A 17,497-nucleotide genomic window follows, 5' to 3' on the forward strand; every position below is an offset into this window, starting at 1 on the left:
GCTCAGGGACCGGCGGCGGGTCGCAACCCGCTACGACAGATGCCCGACCGTCTTCTTCTCAGCCATCTGTCTCGCTGAAACCGTCATGTTCTGGCCAGGAGTCCTGAGCCTGGGCATTCCACCCCGAAGCTTCACCCCATCCCGCAACCGAGTCGCCAGCACAAGCTGCAAAATCAGTACGGTTCGCGCGTTTCACCTAGCCTCAGCCCAAGGCTCCACATAGCGCATGTATCGAGACGAGCCAAGGCGGAGCTACGTCAGTCGCGGCGGCATGTATAAAGCGGAGGTCCCTAGGCTCAGGACCTGTTAATTCATTGAACTGAGCGGTGTTTCGTGATTCACAGTCTTACCGATAGAGGTAAGTCTGTGAGTGACGTGTTTTTGCTGTTGACCGCTGGACAGGTCAGTGACTTCAAAGGGGCAGATATCCTTCTGGCGGATCTGCCGGAAGGAACAGAGGAAGTCATCGGTGATCGGGGTTATGACAGTAACCCGATCAGGCGGTCTCTCAGCGACCAGAATATCACCGTCTGCATTCCCCCGAAAAAGAACCGGAAATCAAAGCCGCCTTACGACTGGCATCTGTATAAAAAGCGCCACCTGATCGAAAACATGTTCGCAAACCTTAAAGACTGGCGACCCGTCGCCACCAGATACGACCGCTGCGCTCACACATTCATGTCTGCAATCCATATCGCGGCAAGCTTCACCTTCTGCCTCAAAGAATGAGTCCCGAGCCTGGAAAGCAAAATCGGCCAAATAACAGGTCAGCGGAAACGAAATCGCCCACTGACCTGTTCGGAAATCACATTTGTCTTTTTGCAGGCATCACTTCCGCCCGGTCAGACGAATCATGGAAGTTTTTATGAACGAAGACTCAGCGCGCGGAAGCAGATCATTTCTCCGTCCCGACTTCCTTCACCACGTTCCCTCCTTTCATAACAAAAGCAACCTTTTGCAGAATGCTGATATCCGAAAGAGGGTCCCCCCTGACCGCGATCATATCGCCATAACGCCCTTCGGCGATCGCACCTACGTCTTTTTCTTTCCCGAGCGCTTCGGCAGCATTAACGGTAGCAGTCCGCAGAGTTTCTATCGGCGACATGCCCCATTTCACCATAATGGGAAACTGCTTCGCATTATCCCCGTTGGGAAAAACACCGGCGTCAGTTCCATAAATCATTCTGACACCTGCCGCGAGGGCACCACGAAATACCCGCTCCTGCGCGTCAACCACCATACGGGCTTTCGCCATTGATTCCTGGAACGCACCATTTTTTGTACCCAGTTCAAGGACATAGTTTGATGTGTACGGGGTCATATCGAGCCATGCATGATTTGCCTTTGCGAGCCGATACCCCTCAGCGTCAGTGAAACTGGCGTGTTCAATCGTATCAACCCCCGCCCGGAGTGCATCGTTGATCCCCAGAGTGCCATGAGCATGCACGGCAACCTTCATGCCCCACCGATGCGCTTCGTCTACAAGCACCTTCATTTCTTCCAGAGAGAACTGCTCGCGATCCACCGGATCGGTTTTTGACATAACACCGCCAGTGCCAGCAAATTTAATGACTTCAGCACCATATTTTCTTAACGTTCTGACCGCGTGACGGATCTGTTCCGGCCCGTCCACCACGCCCGGTTGCACAATGGAGACGTTTGGAGGCAAAGAGCCTTCCTCGTCACAATGACCTCCCGTTGCACAGATCATATAGGTTGCGGGAATAATACGCGGCCCCTCGATATAGCCGCCCTCAATGCCCTGCTTCAGAGCCACATCATCATAATTTCCCGCCCCGAGATTGCGGACTGTGGTAAAGCCCGCACGCAGGGTTTTCCTGGCATTCGCCACACCCATTACGGTCCAGAAATTATCTGTATAGGCGAGCATTTTATACCCGCCGATTTCCGGCCCAAAGGTCAGATGAACATGCATGTCAATCAGACCGGGTAAAAGAGTCATGCCCGGCAGATCCACATGGCGCGCGTCTGCGGGTTCTGACGTTTTCTGGGTAGAGACAGACGAAATCCGTCCATCTTTAACTACAATGACCGGATTTTTGACGACCTTTCCTGAAATAACGTCTATCATATTGTCGGCTGTTACCACGACAGTGTCTGCGTGCGCAGCGGTCGTCGTATGACTGGCGACAAGCCCGAGCAGAGCAGCAACAATTACCTTTCGCAACGTCTTTCTCTCCACATTCAGCAAAACATATTGATTACGAAATGATGTCATGAACCCGACGAATAATGTCAGTTAAATCGCCTTTTTATTATCAGACATTCCATGCATCAAAATAAAAACGGATCAGTCCGCTTCACCTGACTCACAGGCTTTTTAATACACGGGCCTGTGAGTCAGCGTTCATCGCTTAGTTCAGAAGATTAACAGGTCTGAACCTGTCAGGATCATGCGGCCTGTTGCGGTGCGGGCTGCAAATCAGGCTCAACATTTTCCGGAATGGGGCTGATATAAGGCTGCACTTTGAGTCGCTCCGCATGATCCTGTTTAGCGCGGGCGAGGAGAGTCTCATCACGGATCAGATCGGCGCCGGTTGCGGCCATGATCTTAGCGACATGAACCATACCTTTATGGGCAACAGTGGATTTACCCTGCGCCGTCATCTGCCATGAGTGAAGCTGCGTTCCGATCGTGCAGGTTGCACCCAGAGCCTGAACAGTAGGGACTGTCCAGCTGACGTCACCCACATCAGTCGAGCCCATTGATCCCCGGCCCTCGCTCAGCGGGAGAACGAAATCGGCGAGAGGTGTATCACGCGGAGTCAGCCCGACAGCACGGAAAGCAGACTGGATGTCCGAGGGCGGGAATGTCTTCTGCATTTCCCGGGCCCAGACGCGATCGTCGTCATCGAAAGGCGGGGGTCCGAGGCGCTCAAAATTAGCGTACATTGCGCGTTCAAGCGGAGGGCAGGGCAGGAGATTCGCCATACCACTCACAATCTCCTCGCTCACATTCGTTTCAGTCATCATCGCCGCACCCGCTGCGACTTTTCTGACACGATCGGCGAGTTCAAGCATATCTCCCAGTTCAAGCGCCCGGACCGTGTAGCGGATCACGACCTTTGACTGCACGACGTTCGGAGCAGTACCTCCGGCATCCAGGAAAGCGTAATGAATCCGCGATGTGGGAAGCATATGTTCGCGCAGAAAATTTACGCCGATGTTCATGATTTCGGCAGCATCAAGAGCCGAACGGCCAAGATGAGGCGCTGCTGCTGCGTGAGCGGCCTTTCCGTCGAATGTGAAATCAATCCTGATATTGGCGAGAGAGGAGGGAGGAAAAACTCCGGTGAAACACATGGGATGCCATGAGATGGCCGCATCGACGTCGTCAAATACACCAGCACGAACCATAAAACTTTTGCCGGCCCCGCCTTCTTCGGCAGGACAGCCGTAATAACGGACACGACCAGGAATATTGTTTGCACTGAGCCAGTCTTTCAGCGCAGATGCCGCGAGAAACGCCGCCGAACCCAGAAGATTATGGCCGCAGGCATGGCCATTGTTATCTCCCGGCACCGGTTTGTGCTCCATTACACCGGCCTCATTGCTCAGATTCGGCAGTGCGTCATATTCCCCAAGGAAGGCGATAACCGGACCACCTTCTCCTGCTTCACCCATGACAGCGGTTGGTAATCCGGCCACGTTTTTTGTGACACGAAAGCCTGTTTCTTCGAGTGTTTTCGTGTGCAGCGCGCAGGAGCGGAATTCACCGAAATTCAGTTCAGGTACGCTCCAGACCGCGTCGCTCAGTTCGATTGCAGGTTTGCTGCATTTATCGACATATTCCCATACGGAATCGGTATTTTTCATCATAATGATTCTCCGTTTCGATGTCTGAACCACGTGATCGCATCGCGACACAGGGTTATGGTTTTCCCGACTGGCTGCAGGCTATTCGAACGTATCCTGCGACAAGGATTTTTCGACCAGTCCCGCGAGCAGTGCTGCTCCATATGGAATTGCTTCATCATTGAAGTCATAAGCCGGATGATGCAGTCCTGCAGTATGACCATTTCCAACTCTGATGAATGCTCCGGGGACCTTTTCAAGCATAAACGAAAAATCCTCCGATCCGGTCACCGCCGGCGCCCGGGCATTGACCGCATCCGCACCGACAATACTGGCTGCGACTTCAGCGGCCAGCTCAGTATTCTTCGGATTGTTGATGAGTGGCGCGAATATTTCTCCGAATTTCACTTCCGCTTTCACGCCAAAACCGGCAGCCAGCTCATGTGTCATTCGTTCTATGCGCTCACGTACCTGTTGCATCGTCGTGCGGCTCATGCACCGATAGGTACCACCAAACGAAGCGGTTTGCGGAATAACGTTATAGGCATCTCCGCCGCCGAGTTTGGTGATGCTGAGCACAACAGGATCTCCCGGAGCGACAGTCCGGGACACAATCGTCTGCAAAGCTATCACAAGCTGACAGACCGCGATAACCGGATCGACTCCCGCCTGTGGTCTTGCTGCGTGCGCGCCAACCCCGGTCAGGATGATGTCGAAAAACCCGCCTCCCGCCATTGCCGGACCAGGCGTCATAAGGAATTCACCGACCGGAAGATCCGGCTGGTTATGCAGTCCGTAAACCGAATCACATGGAAATCGTTCGAACAGTCCGTCACGCAGCATGGCCTGCGCACCGCCAAGACCCTCTTCCGCCGGCTGAAAAATGAAATTTACTGTCCCGCTGAAATTGCGTGTATCAGCAAGATACTGCGCTGCTGCCAGAAGCATTGTTGTGTGACCGTCATGACCGCACGCATGCATCATTCCGGGCGTCGTGCTGCTCCATGCCCTGCCGGAAGCTTCGTTCATCGGCAAAGCATCCATATCTGCTCTCAGACCTATAGCCCTGTCGCCGTTTCCCCGACGCAGCACACCGACGACACCTGTTTTTCCTATCCCCCGATGAACCTCGATACCCCATGACTCAAGTTTTGAGGCGACCAGTTCGGCAGTGCGATGTTCTTCAAGCCCGAGTTCCGGATGAGCATGGATATCGTGCCGGATCGCATCGAACTCGGGCCGCCTCTCTTTTATGGTTTCAAGTGCGGAAAGACTCATTTGTGGGCCGACCTTTCGGATGGATTCTGGTGACAGACAGGATGCGGGTTGCCGTGACTACCGTGCCATAATCTGCTCCTCTTGCATGGTTTTCAGGCTGGACGACGAGCCGGCTGCCATGTGGTTTCTCACTGAGGCTCCCCTGGCCATGGCGTAGAGATATAAATAGGGAATAAGCCCCAGGAGAACCGCCAGAGCCATGAGGTAGCCGGGCACAACCGGATCTCCGGTCACAACCACCAGCCAGGTGATAAAGGGCTGCGTGAGCCCGCCAAAGCTGGAGACAGCCAGAGCATAGACAAGGCCAAATACAAACGAGCGGCTTCGTGCGGGGAGGGCTTCCAGCACGACCTGCCAGATACAGGCATTGACAAGGCTGGACAGACCAAACATCGCGACATTCAGCAGTAACTGGCTGGTAAGACCGGGTGAATGAATCGCAAAATAATACAACGGCACGCTCACGACAGCTGTGAACAGCCCCACGACTATTACAAAAGGACGCGGATCAATGGTGCGCGCCGTGATTTTCATGCTGGCGATGAGTGCGGCGCTTCCAGTCAGGAGGCCAGCCGCCATTCCTGTCATTCCGACTGCCGGAGACAGATGTAATACGGATACAGCGTAGCTTACGCCAAAATTGCGCAGATAGGTCGTGATAGTGCCACTGGTTATGGAGAGGAAAACCAGCGGCACAGCACGGCGAAGGATCGCACGATCTGTCTTTTCGATCTCCGGACGAAGCGGTGCCGCGTGATCAAACGCAATGGCGCGGCGGCGCAGCAGAACTCCGACAGGCACGATGGCAAGACCGCAGAAAAACGGAACGCGCCAGCCCCAGGAATAAAGCGCGTCATGCGAGAGAGTCAGTGAGAGCGTCAGTCCGAGAACAACAGCAACCAGAGAACCCAGAAGCTGGGTCATGTATTGCATCACCCCCAGAATACCTCCCAGACCTTCCGGCGCTGCGTCGAAAATCAGAGCTGTCGCAGGACCGACCTCGCCGCCATCAGAAAATCCCTGGAGCATACGACCAAAAATTATAAGTGCCGGAGCCAGAAGACCGATCTTTTCTGACGATGGCGTCGCAGCAAGAAGCAATGATCCTGCACCCATGAGAGCGAATGTGAGCATGAGGGCAGCACGCTGTCCTCGCTGACGGGCGTAGGCTCCGACCACAGCCGCTCCGACAGGCCGGACGAAGAATCCTACAGCAAAGGTCATCAGAGAATAGAGAAGACTGGCGAGGTGATTCCCTGAAGGAAAAAAGGCATGACCGATCATCGGTGCAAAAAAAGCAAATGCCATGAAATTATAGAATTCAAGAAAATTTCCGATACAAGCCGCAGCTATGACCGTTTTTGCATTCTGCCTGCTCTCTGCATTTATCATCTGTGGTCTCCCATGGGATTACTGGAGTTCACAATTCTTCGATCAGACAGGTTCTCTGTTGTTATGATCACCATACTGGCAGCCCATGCATCCGGCTGTTTCTGATTGCCAATACGGACATATGACAACACTACTCACCTCGATGCAAAGACGTATCATTCGTGCAGAACAGGCATGGATCATTGCTATGGCGTATATATTGGGTCGATACGTCATCGACTGCATCGTGCTGAGACAGTCGATGAGCCCCGATTTTATTTTATGCTCAGATATTGCTGGATGAGGTCATAGAGATAATCGCGCTCCGCATAGAGACCACTGACGGATTTACGTTCATTGAGACCATGCACGCCGTTTCCATCAGGATCGGAGAAACGACCAGGCACACCATAAGTCGGAATCCCGGCAGCTGTGAGATAGCGTCCGTCGGTCGCTCCTGTGCTCATCGCCGGCAACATCGGCACACCGGGGAAGTGCTTTTCAGCGACAGATTTCGCTGTGCCGTAAACTTCCGGTGTCATTGGCGGCGGCGGCGGGGTCGGGCTGATCTCACCAACCGGCGTCACCTTCAATGACGGATCGGCCACGGCCGCCTCCAGCTGCTGGCGCACGCTTTCTATACTGTCACCAGGGAACATACGGCAGTTCACATTCGCTGCGGCACGCTGAGCGAGAGCATTATTAGCATGACCACCATACAGTCTCGTTGCCACGCAGGTTGTCCGCAGCATCGAATGAAAGGTCGGGTCTTTTGATACGATGGCATTCGCTTTTTTATCGTTCGGATTTTTCACAAGTCTCAGCATGGCGTCACCCTCTTCACCACCATGCAGCTTTGCGGTCCCGGTGAAAAATGCACGGGTCGCGTCATTAAATTCGACCGGAAAGTCATAGTGAGAAAGTTTAACCAGCCCTTCGGCCAGACTATAGATCGCATTATCGGGCCGGGGGCGACTGCTGTGCCCTCCTGGATTCGTGGCCTCAATCTGGAAATCCTGATAAACCTTTTCGCCATCCTGAAAACCAAGGGATATTGGCTTACCGTTTGCATCCCTTAACCCAACGCTGCCTTCGTTGAGAGCAAAAGCCGCATCGATCCAGTCTTTATGCTGTTCAGCCAGCCATCGGGCGCCGTTGAAGGGGCCGCCAGCTTCCTCACCACAGGTGAGTGCCATTTTAAGAGTGCGGGGGAAGGTTTTACCTGCTTCCTTCAGACGGATCATCGTATCAGTGAAGATCGCCACATGACTTTTATCATCAGAGGCGCCGCGTCCATAAAAATAGTCGTTTTCTTCGATCAGAGTAAACGGATCGCGTACCCAGTCCTCACGTTTCGCTTCCACAACATCCAGATGCGCGAGCAGAAGAACAGGACGTGCGGAAGGATCACTCCCGGGCAGCGTCACGACGATGCCGCCTTCTTTCGGATGTTCCGGCACACTGAAAAGCCTGATATCCTTGGCAGGATAGCCTGCAGATCTGAGACGATCGGAAACACGCTTAGCTGCAAGTGTGCAGCTTCCTGACGAGAATTCCGTGTTGGTCTCGACCAGCATCTTGTAAAGATCGCGAAATTTCTGCTGATCGGGCGACAGAGTCTGAGCGGTGCCGGACGTAGTCGCCGCCTTGCCGACGGATATCGCAACGGGAGAAAGTGCCGTAAGACAGGCGGCAATAAGAAGAGAAGGACGCATACATCTTACCTTTTCTGCATTCTTCCGGGCTGACAGAGCGCGATAATCTGCCAGACTGAGACAGGCAGACGTCCCGCCTGACGATTGCGACTTTCTCGGTATCATCAGGACTGAATCAGATGTGTCACCCGGAAGGTGCTTACATGGGAATCATCAGAAATCCACACCAAAGCGGCCGCCGATGAACCGGGGCGTGCCAGGAATCCAGAACTCAGAAACAGTCGCGGCACCACCGCTGACATAATACTGCCGGTTAGCCAGATTGGTACCATAAACCGTAACGCTCCATCTTCTGTTAACCGGACGGAACGTCATATGGGCGCCAAGCAGGAAATAAGCCGGCAGATGATAACCATAGTTGCCAAATCCACCTGGGATAAGCGCCTGCGTATCACGATATTGCCAGTCTACACCGATTTCCAGTTCATGCGACCGGACAGGATTAAACCGGTAATCCGCAGTACCATTCGTGGTCATCTTTGGAATGCCAGAGTCAGTATTACTATAGCTTGTATAGATTGGCTGCCAGATTCCCGTAGCTGCATAATACTTGTTCACCGCAGCACTGTTAACGCTCTGGAAGTCCTGGTAAACTCCACGTTCGTAACCAAAGTTTTCCGTAATAAATATATGTTTGAACGGATGGAGTTCGAGCGTGAATTCTATGCCCCATATCTCAGATTTGGGAACGTTCGTGAACCGTCCCAAAGGTCCGTAACTCGGAACCACGAACGACGTCAGAATCTGCTGGTCATGATAATCATAGTAAAATGCAGCAGCATTCAGACGCATAACATTCGGAATGGGATCAGCCTTGAAGCCGGCTTCGTACGCCAGGACCGTTTCAGGTTTCATTGGCTCGAGCTGAGCCTGAACCACTGTATTATTGGCCGTAAAGCCGCCAGGCTTGAAGCCTTTACTGACTTTAAAGTAGGTCTGCAGATGCGGGGTGATCTGATACTGGATACCGAGAACACCGGAAAACTGATTTGATGCCGAACCGGACGGTGTAAAAGCCTCGACATCTGTAACGGCCTGACAGAGGCCTTTGCCAGCGCATGTATACGGGCCGGCATAATGAGTTGTCGTGAGATTGTTGAGCTGACGATCATCAGCTTCGTGGTTTATGCCACCAAAAATCGTTATATTATGCGGCAGCCTGTAAGACAGATGTGCATATTGCGCAAATGTCTGCTGGTTGTCGTGAAACGCGGTTTCGGACAGATATCCACGAGTTGGAGTATACTGGCTGAAATCAAACCACATCTGCTGGTAGGATTGGTACCTGTTATAATGCATTCCGACCGTCCACTGGAAACGGTCATTGATATTCAGAGAATGCAGCTTCACTTCCTGACTGAATGAGTTCGCATTGACATTGCGATACGCGTCACCGGTATTCCACGCGCTTGCGTCGGCGTCAGTATATTCGCCACGGCGTTCTGCAATATACGCGCTCTGAGTCTCAAGCTTCGCAAAACCAAGATCGCGTCCAAAGTAAAGATTTGCCCCCCACAGCGTGTTATGCTCGCTGGGTTTCATACTTGCACTTCTTCCGACAATTTTAGCGAAAGCGGGATTCATGCTCCATTCTGTCTGCCCGTAGGGCAATACATAACTGCCAGCCGGCGACGCGGTGCCCCCCAGGCTGACCACATTGACCGGACGGGTAGCGAGGGAGTTCACCGCGGATGTACCATTGACGAGTTCGGAATTATCCTGAACCCAGTGACCGGTCAGTTTTACTTCAGTTTTTTCGTCCGGCGTCCACTTCAGCTTTGCCCGGAGTGCACCTTCATTCGCATCTCCAAGATGCGCTCCGTTGGTAGGGTTATATTGCCAGCCACCGCCTTGCAGGGTCTGACCGGCGATACGGAAAGACAGGTTATGGGCAATCGGGCCGGAAATGTAAAAATCCGTCTTACTCCGGGCATAGCTCGCAATGTCTTCCGTAATACCGGCATGCCATGTGCTGGTTGGATCATTGGTACGAATATTGATTTCGCCACCCGTATCGGCCTGCCCATGCTCAGTCCCGACCGGTCCCGCTTTGATATCAACGCCGGCTACGTCGAACATCTGCCCGGACATCATGGACGCCATGGGATAGACGACATCATCCACGTAAGTCATGACGGACTGGGTATTGTTCTGGGTAAGGTCAGCCATACCAATACCGCGAATGTAGAAATTCACGGTAGCGCCGCCATTTTCTCTTTGTATCGTAACGTTTGGAGCCAGATTCTGCAGATCCAGAACGCTCACAACACCCTGCTGCCGGAGGCGGTCGGCAGTAATATGGGTATCGGAATCAGGTGAACGCTGAGCAGCACTGAAATGAAAAGCGTTACGGACGCCGGAAACAGAAACGGTTTCCGATCCGGCCTTAAGATGTTTCGCCGCATTCTGGCCCGCAGTCCGGGTTGCCGGACGTGAAACCGGGGCAGCATTACCTGAGTGGCGGGCGGTATTTGCACCGGTGCGGGCATGTGCAACTTTCGCATTGCTGCCGGATACAGACGATGCGGCGTGAGCATGCGTGCTTATCGCGACACCGGATGTGCCGGTAATCAATATCAGGCAAAACGACAGGGGTGAGAGACGACCCGGATCATATTTACTTTTGTATGAACTCTTCATTGTTCTCTCTTTCAGGCTTTCAGGTTTATCAGAAGGGTATTGCTGAAAGTGTGGCCCGTACCGGTCCTGCCGCTATTGCGGTGCGCCTGCTCCCTTCACGACCTGCCCTCCCTTCATAACGAAGTCGACATGTTCCAGGACACTGATATCAGAGAGTGGATTCCCCTTGACCGCGATCATGTCACCGTAGTGACCTTCACTGATAGCACCGAGATCTTTCTCTTTTCCAAGGGCTTCAGCGGCATTCACCGTAGCTGTCCGCAGAGTCTCAAGCGGTGACATGCCCCATTTCACCATGATGGGAAATTGTCTGGCATTGTCGCCATTGGGAAACACGCCCGCATCGGTGCCGTAGATCATCCTGACGCCAGCGGCGAGGGCGCCGCGAAACACCCGCTCCTGTGCATCCACCACCATTCGGGCTTTCTGCATAGATTCCGGAAAGGCACCATTTTTTGTGCCCAGTTCAAGGACATAGGTCGATGTATAAGGTGTCATGTCGAGCCAGGCATGATTTGCCTTTGCAAGACGATAACCTTCTGCATCGGTGAGGCTGGCATGCTCAACCGTATCCACACCGGCCCGCAGGGCGTCATTGATACCCAGAGTCCCGTGAGCATGCACAGCGACCTTCATGCCCCAGCGGTGCGCCTCTTCCACCAGAACCTTCATCTCATCAAGGGAAAACTGCTCACGGTCAACGGGATCAGTTTTTGACATGACTCCACCGGTTCCGGAAAATTTGATGACCTCTGCACCATATTTTCGCAGCATTCTGACAGCATGCCGGATTTCATCCGGTCCATCGACCACACCGGGACGGGGAACGGAATAATTCGGCGGCAACGAGCCTTCCACATCACAGTGACCGCCGGTGGCACAGATCATGTAAGTTGCCGGAATGATACGCGGCCCGGGAACATAGCCACCTTCAATACCCTGCTTCAGTGCAACATCGTCGTAATTGGCAGAGCCGAGATTGCGAACCGTCGTGAAGCCGGCAAGAAGTGTCTTCCGGGCGTTGGCGACACCCATTACGGTCCAGAAATTACTGGTGTATCCCAGCTTTCTGTAACCGCCTATTTCCGGTGAACTGGTCAGATGAACATGCATATCGATCAGACCCGGCAGCAAAGTCATTCCGGGCAAATCAACATGGCGGGCATCCGCCGGCATGGACGTCTTTTGTGTAGAGACAGAAGAAATTCTGCCGTCTTTGACCACCACCACCGGATTCTTGATTTCTTTTCCACTGACGACGTCAATCATGCTCGCAGCCGTCACCACAACGGTATCAGCCTTAGCAGCAGCGACCTGAAGTCCGGCAAAAAAAGCAATGACTGGAACAGCAACTCTGCGCAACGCCTGTTCTCCTGTTTTAAGCAGCCTCTCACATGCATGAGTGGAGGCACATATGTTCAGATAGACGATCATTTCGATGAAAGACCGAATTTTATTTTCTGTCGGGAAGAGCCACTAAGACCTGCCGGGGATGCCTCACGTATTATCTCGATATCAAAATAAGCATGTTATTTTTATAACGCAACGTAATTATCGTGGCATCAGAGCACTATAATTTAAACAGACGATTGATTGTCATCCGGGGAAAAATGCGCAGATTTCCGCCTGAAAACCGCTGATCTGGTGAATTCTCTGACCATGACATTTTGGTGAGCTGAAATCGGACACGGCAGAGTGTTTTCGGTTCTGTTCATGGAAACTTATCGATTCGATAACGTATCCAGGCAAACAGGCGATTACAGAGTCGGGGACGGTACAAAGCAGACGGCAGAGAAGAAGACCGTGCGACATCTGTTATAGTGCGTTGCGACAAGTGGCCGGTTTCTGGCCTGTGCCAAATATAATCGCAACGCAACTGTCGAGTTTATAACGCCGTTTATCGTATCTGACGGGCCTGGCGCATGACTTTCGCCCCGGAATGCAGAGTTTTATCCTTTTCTCCTCCAGGGCATCCATCTCCGGTCTCTTCACAAAACCTGAATCAAAATCCTACACAGAGATCAAAGGAGCTTGAGCGGTTTCTTTCATCCCGCCAACCGATACTATGGTCAGGCGCTCGTAGATCACCGAACGCGCCCGCGCCGTAGCCAGTTCTATCTGATCACACGACAGCCGTTTCAGGCGAACCTCAACGGACCATGGACCATCATCGCGCCGAAACAGCCAGAGACCGCGACCCAGTGATCGCAGGGGCATCCGGCTGCGCTGCGGACCTGTCCCCTGAATCAGGACCCCATCGCATATCTCCAGCAGCGCACCCTGACCGGGAATAATCCATATCCCATCAAGGGCACTGACATCCGGACCCGTCCCTGGCAATGCGGGCGCGAAACGCACCGGAGAAAAGCCTATCTCCCCTGCCAGATGCCCCGCCACCGACCGCAGGCTGACCGGCGCTGTCGGATTAACGGAAACCGCTTTATCTTCACCGGCGCAAAATAACGGCTCCTCAGCTCCCATATGTATAATACTGCGCTCTCTGACCTCGATCCAGCGGGTGCCGCTTTCGTCGACATAGAAGCCTGGCGATGCCCATCCGGGACTGACCGGATCAGGCAGAGTGAGACCAAAACCGGCCGCCAGCACAGATCTGGCAATCGTTCTGGCAGCGGTATCCTCACGATTCGAAGTCACAACAACACCGCAGCCCGACGCCGGATCGATCAGGAAACAGGCTTTGTAGCCGGGCAATGATCCGTCGTGACCGACAAACGTACGCCCCTGCACCGTCATACGATAAAGCCCGAGCCCGTAATCCGTACAGTATCCGTTCAGCAGGACCCGTGGAACTGCCAGCCGGCTGAACAGGGTCGCCAGACTGCCCTGTCCGGCGATCAGATGCCTCAGCCAGTCCGCCAATGCGCTGGCGGACCCACAAAGACAACCTGAGGCCGATAACGGCATACCCTGATCGCCAGGCTGCCAGCCGCGTTCCGTCTCCCAGTAGCCAGGCACCAGGCCAGCTACGGTGTCACCCCAGATTTCGGGTGTATAAAGTGATGCTCCGGCTCCACGCCTGACATGGCTCTCGACGAACCCGGCGAAATTCAGCCTCTTGCGCGCCAGTGCAGTCTCGACGAGGCGATAGCCGGTATTGGAATACGACAACTCCGTGTCCGGCTGGAAATTCAGCCGGTCGAGCAACGTAAGCTGCTTACAGGCGGCCGGTATTTCACATCTGGAATTGAAGAAAAGCCCTTGCAGGCTGAGGCACTCCCGCAGATCTGGCAGCCCTCCGGTCATCGACAGCGCCTGAGCGACTTTCACCATTCCGATTTCAGGCTGCAACTCCGGCAGATGCAGGAGAAGAGGGTCTTCCAGCCCGATCTGATCGGCTGCGGACAGGACCATAGCTGCCAGTACATGTTTGGTGATCGAGGCAAGTCGTACTACTGTGTTTTCATCAAATACTGACTCCTGTGCCAGATCTCCCAGACCGCCGGAAACTGAAAAACGGGACCCTGACCGGTCGAAAACCAGGATTGCACCACCGGGTCCGGATGTGCTCCAGGGAGCGACAATACGTTCCATCATGGCAGACATGGCCGCTACATCCGCTACCATTTTCATAAATCTCTGCCCTTTGTGTAATTTTTTAGATTTTTGCTCGAAAAATTAATAACTGTGACGGGTGAGATTGTCGGCACTTCGGTCTGGCCGGACCTTGATTCGTTACGATTAAATTCAGAATCACAATCTGACCTCAAATTTCTGCTTCCGAATAATTTTTAGACAGTGCACTCCGGTACAATATCACATTGGCGCGACATTTTCTGAGAAGTGATAGCTTGCTCTCCTGTACGAGGCATGTTTTTATCGTTTTCGTTGCAAGGCGGGAATAGTTTATCGGCCTGCTGATCGCATGTTTCCCGCTGCTTCACAGAAAGTTCCGGTGTTGGAAATTTCCCCCTGCCAGGCTGGGTTATCTCCGGCATTGAGTAAAAAATTATGCTGGCGTTTCGCTCCGTTACTGGTTGCCATATACATGGTGAACCAGATGGACCGCTCAAACATGGGCTACGCATCACTGGTCATGAATAAGGAAATTCATCTCAGTATTGCACAATATGGAACCGGAACGAGTTTTTTCTTTGTCGGTTATATCCTGTGCGAAATTCCGAGCAATATCATTCTGAGTAAACTGGGTGCTCGGATATGGCTCTCAAGAATTATGATATCATGGGGTATTATATCGTCGATCTCATGTCTGGTGAATAACGACAAATCTTTTTATATCACGCGATTTATATTGGGAGTGGCGGAAGCCGGTTTCTTTCCCGGGGTAATGTATTTCCTTACCGTGTGGTTCCCGTCTCGCGACCGGGTGTGGTTTGCGACGATCTTTACAATGGCGATACCGGCTTCCGGTATGGTGAGTGCTCCACTTTCCACCTTCTTAATGCAACATGTTTCGATTATGGGACTGAGTGGATGGCGCAGTATGCTTTTTCTGGAAGGGATCCCGGCGATCCTGCTTGGAGCGACCGTATTTTTTGTACTCCCGGACAAACCTGAAAGAGCTCGATGGCTAACGCCCGCCGAGAAGGCGGAGATCCGGCGGGCACTCTGCCTGGAAAGCTCACAAGAGGATGAAATTCAAAGCGTTTCCGGAAAATCCGCACTGACGGATACACGCGTATGGCTGATCGGAAGTGTTTATTTTGGGTTAAATTCCACTCTCATTACAATTCTGTATTTCATTCCTCAGGTGGTGAACGATTTTTGTAATGTATCCGATAATTTAACTCCACTGCAGATCGGACTGTTCTCTGCTTTGCCGTTTATAGCTTCGATTGTGGGAATGTGGATGTGGGGCAGATATGTTCGACAACGGCACTTCCACATCGCGTTTATTGTCAGGCCTATGCTTGTAAGTGCTCTTTCTCTGGCGGCGGCACCATGGCTCCCATCTGCGGGCGGGATTATGACTTTGCTTTCCATGAGTACTACGGGTTGTCTATGTGCTATCGGTACGTTCTGGCAATTACCCGCCATGATGGTGAAGCATGACCAGGCAGCGGCCCTGGCGTTAATCACAAGTATTGGTGTGTCATCAGGGATCGTGGTCGGATCATTTGTCGGTGGAATGAGAGAGACAACCGGTTCTTACAATATACCATTCTGCGTCATTGCTGCCTGTATGGGCGCGAGTGCATTTGTGGTCCTGTTCCTTGCCCGCCAGGTCAGAACACCTGTGACGGCCGCCACGCCTGACAGATAAAGGAGATCCGGAATTGGCTTCCCCTGTATTTCCTGACATTCCCATGCCTCTGGGAGGGGCTCTGCCCAGGCCCCGGGTATTTAGTTCTTTTCAGGACGAACGTGCTCATTGCAGGAACACGCTTGCCAGGGCGTTCAGGGTATTCGGACGTCTTGGACTGGCCGAGGGAATTGCCGGTCACATTACTGTTCGCGACCCGGAGTTCCACGACAGGCTATGGGTTAACCCCTATGCTGTCCATTTTTCCAGAATTACGGCGGACGATTTAATCTGTATCAGCAAAAATGGCGAGGTCGTCTCAGGAGACGGACCAGTTAATGCAGCTGCTGTTGCCATTCATTGCGGCATTCATCGGGAAAATCCGGATGTGGTCGCTGCCGTGCATACTCATACAACGTATGGTCGCGCAATGTCAGCGCTCAATCAGTATTTGCTGCCTGTTAATCAGGAGGCCTGTGCCTTTTTTGAAAACCATATTCTCTTCCGGGGTGATGTCGTCGTTCTGTCGGATGATGAAGGTACCCGTATAGGAAAATCACTTGGGAAGGCCCGGCATGCTATAATGCAGAATCACGGCCTTCTGACCACCGGAAGTTCGATTGAAGCAGCATGCTACCGTTTTATCTCGATGGAGAGGTGCTGTGAGATACAACTGCTCGCAAGCAGCGCCGGTCAGCTTTATCCACTGTCAGACGATGAAGCGCGCAAAGTAAAGGCGTCAGTAGGGTCTGACTATGTGGCATGGCTGGCGTTCAGAGGAATCATGGATGTTTATTCCTCTGAAGAACAGAGCGGTATTGATGTTTGAATTTACATTTTCAGATTTCGGCTCCATCTGCTGAACATCCACTCGATACGATTGCGATCCTGATAACGACGGAAATCGCAGGGAATATCCTCTGTGCAGTTTGAACATGGCGGGATAACAGGAAGAACTCCTCGAAAACCAGGTTCTCCCGTATCCTGTCACTATATTCCTTGCCAGCCATAAGTCTGTGCGACGTTACGACTGGCAGGTCCATCAGGCCGTCGGCGCCGGAATAACCGGAAATTTCGGCGGCCCGTCAGGTCGAAACCAGAAGAGCGTTCCCGACCGTCAGAGCGGGCGTGGATCCTGCTCGTAAAGCCGCCGCGGCTTCGACCAGAACCTTCCTTATGAGTCATCCTTTGTGCCAGCCGCCTTACCGCTGGCGATCATGTGCTGCCCGTCATCGGTCAGGCCGGGTTCAGTCAGCCGTTTCCAGGCCGGGTGTCCCAGACACCATGTTCTGCCCACGATGGAACTGCAATTGACCGAGTTCCATTTTCCATAGCGTTCATGCATGTCCCACCATGGGTAACCAACACGCAGGACACAAAGAATTCCTTTGAGAACAGACCATTTCCGGGCGAGATCAGAAGCCACGCTCAGGCGGTCAGAAAGCCGCCAGTGACG

General features: G+C 53.0%; 12 protein-coding genes and 1 pseudogene. 4 read left to right on the top strand and 9 right to left on the bottom strand.

Translation table 11 applies throughout. The features are described from left to right. Both GOB93_RS16910 and GOB93_RS16915 read left to right on the top strand, forming a co-directional pair. Positions 1–94 (top strand): annotated as a pseudogene (locus GOB93_RS16910) (IS5/IS1182 family transposase); the annotation flags it as partial. A 287-nt stretch (positions 95–381) separates the two neighbouring features. Beyond that, positions 382–729 (top strand): IS5 family transposase, encoded by a 348-nt coding sequence (locus tag GOB93_RS16915; protein ID WP_242010867.1) that lies wholly within the window; start codon positions 382–384, stop codon positions 727–729. 166 nt (positions 730–895) lie between these two features. Here GOB93_RS16915 and GOB93_RS16920 read toward each other — a convergent pair whose 3' ends face one another. From GOB93_RS16920 to GOB93_RS16955, 8 genes are all read right to left on the bottom strand, one after another. Further along, on the bottom strand, positions 896–2,188 hold the full coding sequence (locus GOB93_RS16920; protein WP_198912713.1) for a Xaa-Pro dipeptidase: 1,293 nt from the start codon (positions 2,186–2,188) through the stop codon (positions 896–898). 224 nt (positions 2,189–2,412) lie between these two features. Continuing rightward, positions 2,413–3,837, bottom strand: coding sequence for a M20 family metallopeptidase (locus GOB93_RS16925; protein WP_173584697.1), 1,425 nt, complete (start codon positions 3,835–3,837; stop codon positions 2,413–2,415). A gap of 81 nt (positions 3,838–3,918) precedes the next feature. Beyond that, complete coding sequence (locus GOB93_RS16930; RefSeq protein WP_173584670.1) at positions 3,919–5,094, bottom strand: M20 aminoacylase family protein; 1,176 nt, start codon at positions 5,092–5,094, stop codon at positions 3,919–3,921. Positions 5,095–5,151: 57 nt separating this feature from the next. Beyond that, complete coding sequence (locus GOB93_RS16935; RefSeq protein WP_173584671.1) at positions 5,152–6,486, bottom strand: MFS transporter; 1,335 nt, start codon at positions 6,484–6,486, stop codon at positions 5,152–5,154. A gap of 254 nt (positions 6,487–6,740) precedes the next feature. Continuing rightward, positions 6,741–8,180 carry a M20/M25/M40 family metallo-hydrolase gene (locus tag GOB93_RS16940; protein WP_173584672.1) on the bottom strand — a complete coding sequence of 480 codons (1,440 nt, stop codon included), beginning with the start codon at positions 8,178–8,180 and terminating at the stop codon, positions 6,741–6,743. A 153-nt stretch (positions 8,181–8,333) separates the two neighbouring features. Continuing rightward, positions 8,334–10,754: a TonB-dependent receptor gene (locus GOB93_RS16945; RefSeq protein WP_408742415.1), complete on the bottom strand. Its 2,421-nt coding sequence runs from the start codon at positions 10,752–10,754 to the stop codon at positions 8,334–8,336. A 138-nt stretch (positions 10,755–10,892) separates the two neighbouring features. Beyond that, positions 10,893–12,182 (bottom strand): Xaa-Pro dipeptidase, encoded by a 1,290-nt coding sequence (locus GOB93_RS16950; protein WP_198912714.1) that lies wholly within the window; start codon positions 12,180–12,182, stop codon positions 10,893–10,895. Positions 12,183–12,830: 648 nt separating this feature from the next. Then, positions 12,831–14,384: a serine hydrolase domain-containing protein gene (locus GOB93_RS16955; RefSeq protein ID WP_173584675.1), complete on the bottom strand. Its 1,554-nt coding sequence runs from the start codon at positions 14,382–14,384 to the stop codon at positions 12,831–12,833. Positions 14,385–14,733: 349 nt separating this feature from the next. On the opposite strand from GOB93_RS16955, the gene GOB93_RS16960 reads away from it, so the two are divergent. Continuing rightward, positions 14,734–16,062 carry an MFS transporter gene (locus GOB93_RS16960; RefSeq protein WP_173584676.1) on the top strand — a complete coding sequence of 443 codons (1,329 nt, stop codon included), beginning with the start codon at positions 14,734–14,736 and terminating at the stop codon, positions 16,060–16,062. Positions 16,063–16,075: 13 nt separating this feature from the next. Then, positions 16,076–16,870, top strand: a complete 795-nt coding sequence (locus GOB93_RS16965) for a class II aldolase/adducin family protein (protein WP_198912715.1) — start codon at positions 16,076–16,078, stop codon at positions 16,868–16,870. Between the two features lie 345 nt (positions 16,871–17,215). Here GOB93_RS16965 and GOB93_RS16970 read toward each other — a convergent pair whose 3' ends face one another. Then, positions 17,216–17,467, bottom strand: a complete 252-nt coding sequence (locus GOB93_RS16970) for a hypothetical protein (RefSeq protein WP_173584677.1) — start codon at positions 17,465–17,467, stop codon at positions 17,216–17,218. Between the last annotated feature and the right edge of the window lie 30 nt (positions 17,468–17,497).

The organism is Acetobacter musti, assembly GCF_011516835.1.
Lineage (GTDB): Bacteria > Pseudomonadota > Alphaproteobacteria > Acetobacterales > Acetobacteraceae > Acetobacter > Acetobacter musti.